10 protein-coding genes are annotated in these 16,204 nt (G+C 44.0%); 7 read left to right on the plus strand and 3 right to left on the minus strand.

What is annotated here, in order from left to right:
- Positions 1-48: 48 nt before the first annotated feature.
- Positions 49-276: a hypothetical protein gene (locus tag CLV42_RS20200; RefSeq protein ID WP_106603746.1), complete on the plus strand. Its 228-nt coding sequence runs from the start codon at positions 49-51 to the stop codon at positions 274-276.
- Here the strand turns inward: CLV42_RS20200 and CLV42_RS20205 are convergent, their stop codons facing one another.
- Positions 277-558: a hypothetical protein gene (locus CLV42_RS20205; protein WP_106603747.1), complete on the minus strand. Its 282-nt coding sequence runs from the start codon at positions 556-558 to the stop codon at positions 277-279.
- A gap of 145 nt (positions 559-703) precedes the next feature.
- Here CLV42_RS20205 and CLV42_RS20210 point away from each other — a divergent pair, with 145 nt between their 5' ends.
- From CLV42_RS20210 to CLV42_RS20230, 5 genes are all read left to right on the plus strand, one after another.
- Positions 704-1,558, plus strand: a complete 855-nt coding sequence (locus CLV42_RS20210; RefSeq protein ID WP_106603748.1) for a DUF4349 domain-containing protein — start codon at positions 704-706, stop codon at positions 1,556-1,558.
- A 130-nt stretch (positions 1,559-1,688) separates the two neighbouring features.
- Entirely contained in the window at positions 1,689-3,269 is a 1,581-nt protein-coding gene (locus CLV42_RS20215; protein WP_106603749.1) for a c-type cytochrome, read from the plus strand.
- A 187-nt stretch (positions 3,270-3,456) separates the two neighbouring features.
- Complete coding sequence (locus CLV42_RS20220) at positions 3,457-5,997, plus strand: SusC/RagA family TonB-linked outer membrane protein (RefSeq protein WP_106603750.1); 2,541 nt, start codon at positions 3,457-3,459, stop codon at positions 5,995-5,997.
- Positions 5,998-6,001: 4 nt separating this feature from the next.
- Positions 6,002-10,552, plus strand: coding sequence for a TonB-dependent receptor plug domain-containing protein (locus tag CLV42_RS20225; protein ID WP_170117584.1), 4,551 nt, complete (start codon positions 6,002-6,004; stop codon positions 10,550-10,552).
- Between the two features lie 431 nt (positions 10,553-10,983).
- Entirely contained in the window at positions 10,984-12,333 is a 1,350-nt protein-coding gene (locus CLV42_RS20230; RefSeq protein ID WP_106603752.1) for a DNA/RNA non-specific endonuclease, read from the plus strand.
- Positions 12,334-12,427: 94 nt separating this feature from the next.
- Here the strand turns inward: CLV42_RS20230 and CLV42_RS20235 are convergent, their stop codons facing one another.
- On the minus strand, positions 12,428-13,828 hold the full coding sequence (locus CLV42_RS20235; RefSeq protein ID WP_106603753.1) for a right-handed parallel beta-helix repeat-containing protein: 1,401 nt from the start codon (positions 13,826-13,828) through the stop codon (positions 12,428-12,430).
- 855 nt (positions 13,829-14,683) lie between these two features.
- On the opposite strand from CLV42_RS20235, the gene CLV42_RS20240 reads away from it, so the two are divergent.
- Positions 14,684-15,106: an immunity 22 family protein gene (locus tag CLV42_RS20240; protein ID WP_106603754.1), complete on the plus strand. Its 423-nt coding sequence runs from the start codon at positions 14,684-14,686 to the stop codon at positions 15,104-15,106.
- A 75-nt stretch (positions 15,107-15,181) separates the two neighbouring features.
- Here CLV42_RS20240 and CLV42_RS20245 read toward each other — a convergent pair whose 3' ends face one another.
- Positions 15,182-16,198 carry a cytochrome d ubiquinol oxidase subunit II gene (locus tag CLV42_RS20245; RefSeq protein WP_106603755.1) on the minus strand — a complete coding sequence of 339 codons (1,017 nt, stop codon included), beginning with the start codon at positions 16,196-16,198 and terminating at the stop codon, positions 15,182-15,184.
- Between the last annotated feature and the right edge of the window lie 6 nt (positions 16,199-16,204).

Below are 16,204 nucleotides of genomic sequence, written 5' to 3' on the forward strand. Positions count from 1 at the left end.
TTACCGTTCTGGCATAGTTTTTCAGGCAACTAAATAAAACATAAAACGATGAACCGCAAAACATTTTATATCCCCTATAACGGGGAGGACACCCGGGTAGACGTTGATGATACCAATGGGCAGCGAACATTCCTTGTATATGTAAGCGGTGAAGACGGACATCTGAATGTCAGTATTAAGACGGATGAGAATGGCAATGAGAACTGGTACGAAGGGGAACAGCTCACGCCCCGGGCAAAGGAGATCGGAGAATTAATCGAGCTGCAAACCATGTGATCAGATCCGCTGGAAGTCAGCTGCTCCTACCAGGTACCATTCTCCTTCAAATTCCAATACATCTCCCGGCGCCACAGACCGGGTGCCCTCTGCAACAGCAGCATCGGGTGTCACCTCACTTCTGCCCGTCCAGGGCTGGTCGGTATTCTGGCAAAGCTCAAATGCCTCACGCAGATCGTTTACGTCTACGTCAGCGATATGCTGCAGATTTTCAATCTTCACGTCGTCATCCGTCCATGGAGAACCCAACGTGTAATCAGGATTAAAGTATACTCTCACCATATTAGTCTTTTCCTGTTTTGGCTTATATAACTTATGAGGTTGGGTAAATTTATCACAAAAAGGATTCCAATTCACCCCTTCACTTTAACATTTCTTTTACGGGTTACCTTTTGCCTGTTTGCAGTATAAAATGTAAACACCATTTATGCGTATTCCCCTATATTTAATGGCACCAGTGCTGCTGGCTGCCGCATGCTCCAGCGCGCCCTCAGGTCTTTCAAAAGAGGAGGAGTCTTTTGTAGCTACAGCCGATTCCACGAATCTATCAAAAGACATTGCTGCGCTTAATTCTCCCTCCCGCAAAAGGGTGCGGACTGCCGACGTACGATGTCGTGTCAGCAATGTATTCAATTCATTGTCAGTGCTGGAACACACTGTCATCGGTGTAGAAGGAATGATCGCAGAAAGCACGATGCATAATGATGTGGCGATGACGCAGGACGTACCTTATTCTGCAGATTCATTAAAGCGTATACAACTGTACACGCCCGTGGCGAATCTCACCTTACGTGTACCTGTAGCCAGTCTTGATTCTATCGTACATACATTGACGTCTATGGCCACCTTCATTGATTATCGCACCTTGAAAGAGGAGGACAAAACGCTGCTTTATCTTTCCAATTCCTTAAAGAACGATGCGCCTGCACCAGCCGCTTTGAAACCCACGCCTAAAGGCACAGCGCTGGATGTAGCCACTTACCAGGACCAACGTTACGATGAAGGCACGGACCGCAGAATTGCTAACCTGGCTATCCTCGACGATGTACATTATGCTACTTTCTCGGTGCAATTGTTTCAGCCGCAACAGGCAGATATCCAGGTGATCGTCAACCCTGACAAAGTTACCCGTGCGGGCTTTGGTACAAGAATAGTAACCGCTTTGCTATCAGGTACGGAAACGCTGAGTAATCTTTTTGTATTCCTGCTATCCTGCTGGCCATTTCTAGTAGTGTTGGTTGCAGGATGGTTTGGTTATCGGAGAATGATTGTAAAGAGTTAAAGATGTTTTTAATGATTGTAAGTGTCCTGTAAAGAACAGGGCACTTTTTCGTGTATAATTTGTAAAGATGACTTTCATCATATTCTGATCTCTGGTACGATCCTACATTTATGTCATGTAAACTATTACCATGAACAATTTATTCCGTACCTGTGCCTTGCTGCTCCTATTAGCAAGTTGTAATTCATTACCATCTATGCCACCTTTGCCGGCGATGCTTAATCCCTCCAAACTGCCATCACAGTTATTTGATATTAATACAGAAAGGGACACTGTATTGGCACTTAATGGGGGCACTATCGTCACTATTCCTGCACATGCATTAAAGACAGAAGATGGTAAAACAGCCCGGCTGGAAGTAAAAGAAGCAATTACCATAGAGCAGATGCTCCTGGCCGGCCTGCGTACCCAGAGTAATGGGAGTCCATTACAGAGTGGTGGCATGATCTATATTAATGCTGCCAGAGATACAAAGGTGAGCATACTTAAACCCCTGCAGATACAGATACCTACTAATAAAACAGTAGATGCCATGCAACTTTATAAAGGAGAAACGGAAGCGAATGGTATTAACTGGGTTGATCCGCAACCTTTGCCTGCAAAGGCGGACACGCCGGATCCAGCCGCCGCTCCGCAAGGAACTCCCATAGATGCTGCTTCGGAGGCCTACGACCCCCATCATGGCAAAGTACTATTTCAGCAAAATTGTGCCTCCTGCCATAATATATATAAACAAGTTACCGGTCCTGCATTACGTGATGTGATGCAGCGCTGGAATTATGATACAGCCAAACTGTTTCGCTTTATTCGCAATAGTGGTGAGTTAATTGCCAGTGGGCATAAGTATTCTATAGACTTGTTTCGCCAGTTTAATAAACAGGCAATGCCTGCATTCCCTAGCCTGACTAACCAGGACATCTGTGATATTTTTTCATACCTGGAAGAAGATATTTCTCCTCATTCACTATGTGACACTCCCCGAAATGCCTCCGTCCTGTTGGATAGCTGTCAGTATTATAATACAATATCTGGTCTGGCCAACGAGGTTACAAATGATGATTACTTTATCAAAGTAACAGGTACAATACTAAATGCCGGCAATCAGCTTTTAACCGGGGATGTTATAATAGATACTACATCAGTCACAGTGTTCAAAAACCTGGTAACGCCGAAATACAACAAATCATTTTACTACACTGTAGACATCAATACTTTCGGATGGTATAATATAGACATGGCATTGAAAAATGCCGATAATGTGAGCCAAAGCAAACTGACAGTCAGCATCGCTGAAAAAGAAGATCAGAGCATCTCCGTCTTTCTGGTAATTCCCTCCAATAAAATACTGACAGAAGGAGGATACCTGAAAAACAGTGATCTCTACGGATTTTATGAAGAAGACGGTGGCACTCCTCTTCCTCAAGGTGTCAAGGCATACATTATCGCTATCGGAGAGAATAAAAACAACCCACAGCTATACTATGGCGCTACAAGTTTTATTACATCAAAGAGCCAGGCAATCAGTCTAATACTCGACGCTGTATCTGAAAAGGATATTCAGAAACAGATTGCAGGGCTGCAATTGCCAGACTTTTTAACCAGGGTTAATAAGAAAGCAATAAATTCCCAAAAACAGGCGCTAACGCAAGAGGCATTACGGGTACAAGCAATGAAGGGGTATTGCGACTGCATGGCCCACGTAAATAAATAACTAATACCCGGCTGAAAGACAATATACCTTTCAGCCGGTTCCCCCTCCTCCCCCCAAATTAGCCCCATAATAACCCGCCCTTTATATTTTTTTTCTCATTTTATGGAATCTTGTTAACCGCTGCATCATACAGCCGGAACATGGACCACCGGAATCACTATATTTATATCACCTAAAAACTGATACCTTGAAATTAACTTTACTCCTTCTTTTACTTCCCACCCTCGCAGCCGCACAGGTAAGCAGTAGTGTGGATCCCATTATCTCGGGGGACTATATGGAGCAGGTAAGAAAGCTGAGAGGTAGCATCGACCCCATAGATTCTGTCAGTAACAGCAGAAATACACACCTGAAGCTGAAAGGTCAGTTCTACCCTGACTTTACCATCAGGCGTATAAAAATATCGGGCAATAGTATCCAGGTATCTCCACAGTATACCCGATACCTGACCCTTTCCACTACCTATAACGGAAGTATTGAGATCAAAACGCATAACCGGCTGCCAGCACTACAACAGGATTATGTGCAAGGCCGCGCTGTGAATGGAGCGCTTACCTGGAGAGGGCCTGAAACAGGGGAAATGTTTAGTTATGGCCCCAATATCCACGCACTTGAATTTGATGGTAGTAATTATCCTTATGACCAGAATGGAAGACTGGCCCCATCGGGTACAGGAAATGGGAAATCTGCCATAGCATATGACAACAGTATCTTCAGGACCGCCGTGGCCCATTCCCATCAACTGAAAGTACTGGGAGAGCTGTTCCGGTATAGTAAACGCAAATGGAACTTCGGACTGAAACTGGGACAGCGTGATGAGAATACCATTATCAAAAAGAACAAAAGTATTTCACAGACACTGGGAGTAGATGTAGGGACCAGCCTGAAATGGCTATCCGTTAAAGGTTCCTACCTCTATAATCATAATAAACTAACTAACGGCAACAGAACCGGTTTTCTAAACAGGGCCTATCAAAATGCGCTGCTTACACCGGCATCCTTTAGCAACATACAAGGTACGACGATCGGAGATGCACAACGCAGTTATAGTAATATGGCTGACAATCCATGGTTCTTGCTAAAAGACAATGATAACCACTACCATTTTACTGAACAGAATGCCTCTCTCATATTAGATCTGGTCACCTCCCGGTTGAATATAAAAGTTACACAGTCGCTACAGCAGGTACAGGAGAACACATTAGAAAGCTATAAACCAGGCACTGTGGAATGGGCCAATGGTATGTATACCGACAGGAATAAAAAAGATCTTAATTATCTCTTACAAACACAGGGCGCCTATGACATACAATACAACAATAACTACTTTAAGACCAAACTGAGACTGTTCTATACCTACGGTAATGCAAATACCCGCATACGATATAATCCGGATGCAAAATTGTATAACTATCAGCGATCATCACATGATGCCCTCTTTACAATCAATGGTGAATACGAGAAAAGGAATATCGCAGTAAAAATAAATGCAGGCAATAAGTTCTATCTATCCAATACTGCTTCGAAGAATAATTTCATCCTTCCCGCTGTTGATGTAGCACTGGGCGTACGGGACATACTTTCCGGGTTTAACCTGAGTATATCATCCTCTTATCATGAAATAAACAGCGAATTATTCATTGATAAATCAATGGCATATACCAATCTGTTGCAATATTCCACTGACGGGGTATTTCGTTATCGCCCCACCACAGAAGTAAGCAGCTATAAAGGGATTACGCCTGTCAATCACAGGGAATGGGACGGACGACTGGCGCTGAGCTACCAATGGATATTTGAACTAAGTGCCAGTGCTTATGTTAAGAACATACGTAATGACGTATTCCCTGTTTATCAGGACGGAGCACTCCACCTGAAGAACATGGCAGACCTCCACAACAAGGGTATTGAGCTCGAATTACAGGTCTACGACCGGCGCCTTGCAAGAGACATGGGCATTTCAGGTATGCTATCCTTCTTTACATATAGCAGTACGGTAACCCGGGTAAATGAAGGTGATAATTTTACGCCTATTGCAGGCTTCAGCAATGTTCACAAGGCCTTGGTACAAGGACAACCGCTTGGTGTAATTGTTGGCAATGCTTACTTAAAAGACGCTTCGGGCAATATAGTGATCGGTAATGACGGTTTTCCTCTGGTAGATCCGAAACCGCAGATCATTGGCAATCCGATCCCGGATTTCACAATGAAACTCAATAACACCCTCAGGTGGCGAAACTTCATACTGGATGCAAACTGGGAATGGAAGAAAGGAGGTGAGACATGGAATGGCACACAGGCAGTGCTGGATTACTATGGCAGATCTGCTACTTCCGGAGCACAAAGAAATGTCACCAACTATGTATTCAATGGCGTAAAGCAGGACGGTCACGTGAATGATATACCTGTTAGCTTTTACGATGCCTCTCAACCTGTAACAAGCAATCGTTGGACAAGGTATGGCCTGACAGGCGTAGCAGAAGAATATGTACAAAAAGCTGATTACCTCAGGTTGAACAGCGTCTCGCTGAGTTACAAGTTTGGCTTGAACCACAAGAAACAGCAACTAACGCTATCTACCCATGTAGACAATATCCTGTTATGGTCAGCCTACAAAGGAGCAGATCCTGGTCAGCTGCTGTTCGATCAGCCTAACACCACAGGCCTTGACTTTTTCAACCTGCCTGCCGTAAAGACCTATGGATTTAATGTCTCACTCCAATTCTAAGACCATGAAGAACTATATAAAAGCTTATTTCCTGCTGATAGTATGCATGCTTGCTATCGCCGGCAAAGGCACTGCACAGCTGGCAGCGTATAATGATAATAAAGAGAAGATCTACATACACACCAATCATGTATTTTTCAAACCTGGAGAAGACCTCTTCTTCAAATTGTACCTCGTCAATGCCAAGAACCAGCAGATCTCTGCCATCAGCAATGTGGTATTTGTGGAGATATTGGGTCCTTCAGGCAGTGTGCTCGAGAAAATGAGCTACAGGGCGGATGAAGGATATGCAGAAGGGTATTACCAATTTGGCAAGGAAGCTACCGGCGGTTTATATAAGATCAGGGCCTACACTACCTGGATGAGGAATGAAAAGGAATCTGCCTGGTTCACCAGGGAATTGACAGTGCAAAAGGTGATCACCCCCAGGGTAATGATGAAACTGGATTTCCCTAAAAAAGGTTATGGTCCGGGAGATGAAGTAGTGGCCGCCTATTCCATCCGTAGTCTATCGAATAAAGCCATTAAAAACTATGAAATAAAATATACTGTCTCTCTCGGCGGGAAAAGCGTTAATACCGGAAAGGCCCTGACGGATGCAGATGGCAAGACAAATATCAGCTTCAAATTACCCCCTGATTTGAATACAAACGACGGTGTGCTGAATATCACCGTCAACTATGACGCCTATACAGAAGCAATCTCCAGAAGCATTCCCATTGCGCTGAATAAGATCGACCTGCAATTTATGCCGGAAGGAGGTACACTGGTGGAAAGCATTCCAACCAACATTGCATTCAAGGCTGTCAACGAGTATGGTAAACCTGCTGACGTCAGTGGTGAAGTGCTTGACAACCAGGGAAACGTGGTGACTACCTTTACCAGTTATCATGATGGTATGGGGCGATTCTCTTTCACACCTGAAAAGGGAAAGATCTATAGTACAAGGATTATTTCGCCTTCGGGAATAAAACAAGCCTTTGACCTTCCTGCCGCTGCCTCAAAAGGCATCGTGATGAACATTAGCAGAAAGGATAACCTGCTGCAGTTTAAAATAAGCAGCACGCAGGATATGAAAATAAGACTGACTGGTCAAAGTAAAAACGATGTTTATTACAACAAAGAGATTGCGCTTAAAAAGGGTGAACAACTGATTGACCTGGACCCTGCAAACTTTCCTGCCGGCATTGCACGATTTACGGTTACTACCACACAACGCGTCCCGCTTGCAGAAAGGCTTGTATTCCTGCATCCCAACAGGATCTTACAGGTGAAATTGACAGCAGATAAAAGCAAATATCAACCCCGGGAAAAGGTAACCCTGCATCTTAAAACACTGGATGAAAACGGGAAGCCTATCCCCTCCAATTTCTCACTGTCAGTAATAGATGACAAGTTATGGTCGCTTGCTGATGATAAACAAGACCACATTCTCTCCTGGTTATTGATGAGTTCTGAATTACATGGTAAAATAGAAGAACCTCAGTTCTATTTCAAACAGGAAGAAAAAGCCGCTATCCCTTCGCTCGACCTGGTGATGCTGACACATGGCTACCGCTACTTTGATTACATTGATTATATCGAGAAAACAGGTAAGCCCAAATATAATCCTGACCTGAATAACATCCTGAGTGGGAGGATCACAGATAAGAATGGTAACCCTGTAAAATCAGCGGTATATCTCATCGGCAGCACAGATAAGCGTATCTATACCAATGGGAATGCGGTACAGCAGACTACCGGCGACGATGGTCTTTTCTTCTTTACAGATATTAGTCCGGCGCTGAACTATTACCTCATCGCCCGCTCAACACGTAAAAAGGAGCCTGTCACCATCACGATACTGGAGCAGGGCACCGGCAACGCGCCGATGCCGGCCAGGACGACAAGAGATCCTTTTGATGATGACGACCGTCTGCCTCCTCCAATACTGGCATTAAACGAAGCACCTAAAAAACGGGATATTGCTCCGGAAGGAGCACTTAAGGAAAATGAAATTGAAAAATTGAAAGGGTTCCTCGACGGTGATGTGAAAGGGCTCGAGGAAGTGGTAGTAGTAAGCTATGGTGCAACAACAAAAAGAATGCTGACAGGCGCCGTCACCGCTGTGAAAACAAACGATATTGCGACCACTCCCCCCTTAGCTGCGCTGCAGGGTAGAGTTGCGGGATTGGAGATCACGGCAGCAACAGGAGCAGCGGGAAATGCCCCTCATGTGCAGATCAGAGGTATGAAGTCTGTTTCAGGACTGGATCAGCCGCTGATCGTCCTGAATGGCATTCCTGTCAGCGATCTTGAGCAGGCCCTTAATCCGGCTGATGTTGAAAGCATTACTGTACTCAAAGATGCCGCCGCCACCGCTATATACGGCAGCCGGGGGTCAAATGGTGTCATCATCATTACAACTAAAAATGCAATCCGATATCCCAGGACTGTTATTAACCTTGAACGCACTTACTATTATGCGTCAAAATCGGTACAATTGAAGAATGACGCCTATACTGTAGCAAGACGCTTCTACGCTCCTAAATACCATTCCCCGGAAACGAAAGAAAGAGACGACTTTCGGGAAACCATCTACTGGAACCCTGTAGTACAAACTGACAAAAACGGGGATGCGAAGATAGAGTTCTATAACTCCGACGCCACTACTACTTTCCGTGCCATTGCCGAGGGTATTGGCTATAATGGTAAACTCGGCAGAACGGAAATGACCTATGCCGTACAACCGCCTATGAGTATAGATGCCAAGATACCACCCTATATGACCATTGGTGATGATGCGCTCATTCCGCTTGTTATCAGGAACAGCAGTAGCAAAGCCATGGCTGCCAATATCAGTGCAGAGCTCCCGGACAATATGGTTGCCGGTAACTATGACAATACCGTAAACATCGGACCCGACAGCGCCACACAGGTACTCATTCCTGTAAAGGCCAACGCTGCCGTTAAGGGTGATATCAAATTTGTTGTGTCCACAGAGGCAGCCACTGAAAAGATATCACTGCCAATTACGGTCAACAGTAATGGCTTCCCGGTCATCACAACCATTTCAGGTAATAAGGCAACTGCTACCAACTTTACTATAGGTAATATGATGGCCGGTAGTCTGGCAACGGAACTGAAAGTGTTCAATAACCTGGAAGGACAATTGCTGAATGATATAGAATCCATGCTTAGAGAACCTTACGGTTGCTTTGAGCAGACATCCTCCAGCACCTATCCTAACATCTACATCCTGAAATATCTTCGTTCAACCAACAAGAGCAATCTGGCTGTTGAAAAAAAGGCATTGACATATATAAGGGATGGTTATCAGCGACTGATCGGATTTGAGACAGCCGAAAATGGTTTTGAATGGTTCGGTAAGACACCTGCACATGAAGCGCTTACAGCCTACGGCCTGCTGGAATTTACAGACATGAAGGAGTTCGTTAACGTTGATGATCGCATGCTGGCCCGTACTAAAAAATTCCTGTTGGATCGCAGGGATGGCAAAGGCACATTCAATATTGTTAAAAACGGGTATGATGCCTTTGCATCTGTACCTAATAAGATCGCTAACATCTATATCGTATATGCGCTTACCCAGGCTGGTGTGGGCAGTGAAATACAACTGGAATATGAAACTGCCGTTAAACAGGCACTAAACAGCAAAGATGCATATCAGCTAGCGATGATGGCCATTGCTGCCAGCAACATGAAGAATGAGAGGGATTACACTCAGCTGATGGAAGCGCTGCAGCAAACCAAAATGCAATCAGAAACAAGTGTAACAAACTCCAGGGCACAATCGCTTAAAGTAGAAACAATGGCGCTGTATGCCATTGCATTGACAAGAGCAAAATCTCCGGACCTGGCAGCTGTCGCCAATGTAATATCTCTTATACTTGGTGAAAAGACCTACTACGGATACGGCTCTACACAAGCTACAATACTTGCATTGCAGGCCATTGTTGAATACAGGAAACTGGCAGGTGAAATGGCCGCTGCATCAAAAATGGAAATAAAAGTAAACAATGAGCCTACACTTGCAGGAAAGAACATCATTAGCAATATCAAAGAAGGAAACAATACTTTCTCTGTAAAATATACCAGTGAAAAAGATGGTATTCCCTATCAGCTGGAACTGGCCTATTATACCTTATTGCCGCCCGATAATCCGGAAGCAGAGTTAAAATTGTCAACTCATCTCTCCACGAATACTACAAAAGTAGGTGAGACGGTGCGATTGCAGGTAGAAGTGAAGAACATCAAAAACTATTTACAACCAATGAGCATCGCGAAGATCGGGATACCGGCCGGGTTAACCGTACAGCCATGGCAATTAAAAGAGATCATGGAGAAGAACCAGGTTGCCTACTACGAGATCTTCGACAACTACCTGGTGTTATATTGGATGGGATTTGCAGCAGGAGAAACTAAGCAGGTCAATCTTGACCTGAAGGCGGAAATCGCCGGGAAGTACAGAGGAAAAGCCGGTACTACCTACCTGTACTATATGCCGGAATACAAACACTGGAACGCAGGTACTGAAATAACAATAACGCAATAACCGATCTGTTGTGATTGATGGCAAGAGGCTGTTCTGCTCCGGCAGACAGCCTCTCTTATTTATATCAGCCAGGATATTTTTTACAACATGATGACTCCATTAGCACATCGGCTTGCTAATCGCATATGCCAGGAACAATTAAGGCCACCTCATCGGATAATACCTGTTGTAAAGCTGAGACTCACGGGGATGTGTACTCATTTTACAGGCTTTCTACACCTCTTACATATATACATATATTTATATAAATCTGCAGTTAAACGTCATGGACAAATGTTAATATTTTGTTATGAGCACTTTTTTTTTCAGAAGAAATCGGTAAACGGTTTTAGCATTTTTCCATTAATATTATTTTACTAAAAACTAATACAAAACTATTCCTTTCTGCAGGCGGTATCCATACCTTTAGAACAGTCAAAACTCAAAACACCATGAAAACCCTTTCCCCAAGACTGCTTTGGATCGCAGTCATTTCTTTCACTATTGCTTCCTGTACAAAAGACGAGATCACACCACAACCTGCGCCCGCTGTAAAAGCCGAGGTAAGCGAGGTAAGTGTAGCAGCTGTTTCTCTGACGGAAGATTTTGAATCAGGCACTAAAGCCGCCTACGCAGCTGCGAACGTTACACTTGGCAGTGGCAGCTGGTATTTCGATGAGGCACTTATCGGCAATCTGTCAACAGACGCGAAGACGGGCCTGGCCTCTGCCCGCATCCGGAATACAGGATCTATTACTATGAACTTCAATGCCACCGGTGCGAATACCATTACTATCTCGCATGGCGTATTCGGCTCTGACGGAAGTAGTACCTGGCAACTTTGGATCTCCACCGATGGTGGCAGTACTTACACGCAGACCGGCAGTACGGTTACCACTTCTTCCACAACCCTGCAAACAGCCACCTTCACCGTCAATGTAACGGGGAACATCCGCTTGTCTATCCGGAAGGTATCCGGTGGTAGTAACCGTATCAACATTGATAACATTAGCATCAGCACCGGCACTTCAGGCGGAGGTGGTACACCGGGAGACAATAGCCATTTGCTGCTGGGCAATCCGAGTGGCGCAGTAGCCAGCACCTCCTACCCTACCAATTACCTAATGGATCAGACGTATTACGTGCTGTCCTACAATAATGTCAGAGGAACACCCAATTGGGTAAGCTGGCATATCAGCAGTTCCGACCTTGGAAGCGCAGCACGTCAGGATGATTTCAGGGCCAATACCAGCCTGCCTTCAGGATGGTACCAGGTAGGCGCCACCAGTTATTCCGGCAGCGGTTTTGACCGCGGACATAACTGTCCTTCTGCAGATAGAACGTCAACTGTTACAGCTAATTCTTCTACCTTCCTGATGACGAACATGATTCCTCAAGCGCCGCAGAACAATCAGCAGACATGGAATAACCTGGAAATGTATACACGCTCGCTCGTTACAGCAGGCAATGAAGTATATATAATAATGGGGAATTATGGTACCGGAGGCACCGGAAGTAACGGAGGCACTACAACCACGATAGACAATGGTCATGTTACGGTACCATCCAACGTATGGAAAGTAATTGTTGTTATCTCTAATGGTAATAATGATCTTAGCCGCATTACCTCGTCTACACGGGTGATTGCGGTAAATACACCAAACATCAATAGTATAGGAACTGACTGGAAAAACTACCGTACCAGTGTAGATGCGATAGAAGCCGCAACCGGCTATGATCTCTTATCTAACGTACCTGCCGGCATTCAGCAAGTTGTGGAAGCCCAGGTAGATAATCAGTAATAAAACTAAAAGTTAAGGATTAGCATCATGAATTGCATATGCCGTGATTCAGGCAGTATTTCAATCATGATGCTAATCCTTACTCATTACGCTCTTAGAACAATTTCACATACCCTAATGTGTAACCACCTGTAAGCGTCTTATTAGTGATCTGGTAATAGTTGGTAGCAGTTGTACCGGAAAGCGCTACTGTAGCGAACTTGTAGTTTGCCAGTGAGCCTGTACCTTCAGACACTACTGCACCATTCTCGAGATAGATATAATACTTGGAATAGATCGTACCAACACCTTTCAGTGGAGCAATGAACACGTTCCCCCTTACAATGTTCGTACCTGTCTGACCAGTATAGCCGTTAATACGCAGGGTGTTTCCTCCTGTATTGGCCACTGTGTTATTCAGGAACTGTACAGCAGCACCAGCAGCACCTCTCATGCTCACGCCATCGCCCACATTATCGCAGAACAGGTTGTTCTTGATAATGTGATTGGTACCTGAACCATAGAACTGGCACAGTTCTCCCCAGCCATTACGAACGATATTGTCGTGTGTATTGGTGCCCATTGTACGTCCACCGATCAGGATACCACCATTGTGAGCGGAATTCTTCTGTGTAGCCCAGTTGGTCACGGTGTTGGAATAGATTTCCACGTTATCCATCGCAGCTGTCTGAATACCATCCAGACCACTGTTAGATACGATATTGCTGTAAATCTTCACACCATTCCATTTGATTGGTTGTACATATTGGTGACCTGCAGTCATACCAGCTGTAGTACCATAATAAGGAACACCCGCGGTGAGATCCCAATAGGTAGCAGTATGACCTAAGTACATCGCTTCGTTCCTGGTATTGTTGATGGAAATACCATGGATGCTCAGGTTATACATGGTCGAGTTAGGATATGCAGTAGTTGCATCGCCTTTAACTGGTTCTGTCTTCGCTACGATACCTGTACCACCATTGTTGATGCTCAGGTTGTAGATCTCGAAGTTGTCAGTGTGGTTGCCCAGGTGAATGTTGAAATAGGCTTCTCTTGCAGTCGTGGTAGAACCATTGATCACAAAATAAGCTTTACCATTCGGGCTACCCAGTTTAATGTAATGGCAATTAGAAAAATCAAGAGCGCATGGATAGCCTCCTCCTGCCCATGTAGGATCCCCAAAATAGGAAATGGAACCTGATGGATTCTGGAAAGTGATAGGAGCTGTAGCTGTTCCGCTCATGTTAGAAATGAAAACCGCCTTAAAGGTTCCCTTCAAATTGATTACGTCACCTGGTTTATAAGTTCCGGCCGAATTATTTATGATCAATCTTCCGTATGCATCCGGTACTAATGTAAATGTCCTTCCTGTTGTGGTGGTGACACTTGTCGCTGAATTCCCGATCGTCTTATCGATACTTTCGTCTGCCTCTTTCTTACATCCTACAATAAACGAAAGGAGTGTGGCCGCGGCTATAAGCGCATGCCTGCGGTAGTCATGTCTGATTTTCATGGTTTTTCTATAATGTTATGGTTCATGCAGGCCGCCATCTTGCATTTTTCCCCCTGCAAGCGGCCAAGCGATATGGTTTAAATATTAAAAACTTCCCTAATGTTGTTTTACTCTGATTTTTCTCTAAAAATTGGCAATATTTCTCTGCAATGCATTTAACTTATAACAATACCCCCTTTTTTTTTAAAAGTTTTCAAAAAACAAGCAAAAGTACTTTTTCCAAAACGAGAGCGAAGTTAAAATATTATGCGTGGAATAAAACTTTTTTTTCGCTCCAAAAGCCAGACTATCAATATCTAATATACAAAATAAATATACATAAATTTTCTTAATGTGTTAATTATTTCTAAAATAAAATCAGCGGGATGAGTAAAGACCAGTCGGTCTATAACGGAAAAGTATATATTAAAAATAAGCACTTTTCTAACGGCTAAGTATGTATTTCACCATGCTTTCTTCTAACGGTCAGGAATATACAATAGAAATATATAATACATAATTATACTTTAGATTTCATTCGGTTTCTTATAGGCAAACCTCCGTTATTTTAGCCTCAGCAACAGCTTTGAACAATAACATACATCTGGTTGTAATCAGAAAGAAAACATGCCTTGTTGTAGTTTTTCCCGATAATAATTGCTCGACTGTCTGAACCAACCACTAAAAATGTTTACGCCAAAATTGTGCACTCATCAGCCCGGCCATTGCCAAAAACAAATCAACATACCATTTAAAACAAAGCATAAAACACTGATAATAAACAAATAACATATCTGGAACCGTTTTTGCAAGCCCCACAATATAACCGGCGCGCAAGCTATTTTTTGAAACACCTTTATTGGCAAAACACCTAATATGAAGACGAAAGCACAATATGTTGTTGCAGTTTGGCTGGCAAATTTTAACCATGAGAAGGAACTGCGTAATTACCTGGAAGTAACGTATGATGAAGATGGCAACAGCCAGTCCGGCTTCGGCGATGCTGTAGGCCTGGAACATTTTGACAGCGACTTTCTGGAACACGCCTCTTTCAACAATACAATGGACCCTGAAGAGATTATCAATGGCGTTTCCTTTAGTGAATACTTTAAACATCATCTTACACCATTGATCAATAATGATTCATTATCTGCACACAATACCATTATATTCCTGTACGGCAAACAGGATGTATATGGCGCTATCAACGAGCATATATTCTCCATGGCCAACGAGCCCCGGCAGCAGTTGCCCTTCAGTTTTATTGGTACTATAAAATTTGAGATCGAAAACCAGTAACCTGGTAGTAAAAGACGGTAATAACAACGAAGGCCTCACAATACGTGAGACCTTCGTTTTATGTAAGGCTGAAGACTAATGCCATTGTCCTTTATTCTTCTGGAAACTATATATCAGGTAAAACAAGGCAGGCAGGATAAAAATGCTGCCTAATAATAAGGCGACTGCCAGTGACCAGATTGTTTTCTCCTGCCCGGCATGTTCCATCAGGGAAAGATACTGCCCACCCTTCAGGATCACTATATTAGGGTAATGCCGCAAAGTAATGGCCAACAGGATCATCGTTACCTGGAACCCCGCCAGCACACGGATGATATATACCTTTCCTTTCTTTAACAGCAGGTACCACAACAATACCAGTGAAAGCAATGCCGCTATCAGTGCAATCACCCCCACCGCGTTGCCAAACAACCATTCGTCGAGCGGAATATCTTCCGAATGCGCCGCCCAGAATACCAGCGCGCCGAACACCACGGCTGCTAAATTCATCTGTTTGGCCTTACGTATAAAACGGATACGACTGTTATTATCCTTTGTCTCACCGATAATAAAGATAGCCGCCAGGTAACCACAGATCGCTACTGTAAAAAAGCCGACTGTTATCGAAAACCAGTTTAGCCAGCTGAAGATATATGCGGAAAGAAAATCCCCCGCTCCGGTATCTATCCTGCCGGAAACAGCGCTTGCTGCAATCACCCCCAGGAAGAAGGGTGTCACGAAACTGGAATACACAAAGATCTTATTGTAAACCTTTTGCATATTGTCTACCACTGCATCATAATGCCGGAAGGTAAAGGCCGTTCCCCGGGCGATAATACCAAATAACATGATCACCAGCGGAATATGCAGATGTGTGGATATCGTCGTATAGATCTCGGGAAAACCTACAAACAATACCACAATTGCAATGATCAGCCACATATGATTGGCTTCCCATACCGGGCCTATTGCCTGGTACATGGTGGTACGCGTATATTGTTTGTTCTTACTGGATGTAAATAGCTCTATGATACCTGCCCCGAAATCTGCACCACCCAACAATATGTATAATAAAATGGCAGCCCATAAATATGCGATCACTACGTAAATCATGCTATT

This window comes from Chitinophaga ginsengisoli, from assembly GCF_003014595.1.
Lineage (GTDB): Bacteria > Bacteroidota > Bacteroidia > Chitinophagales > Chitinophagaceae > Chitinophaga > Chitinophaga ginsengisoli.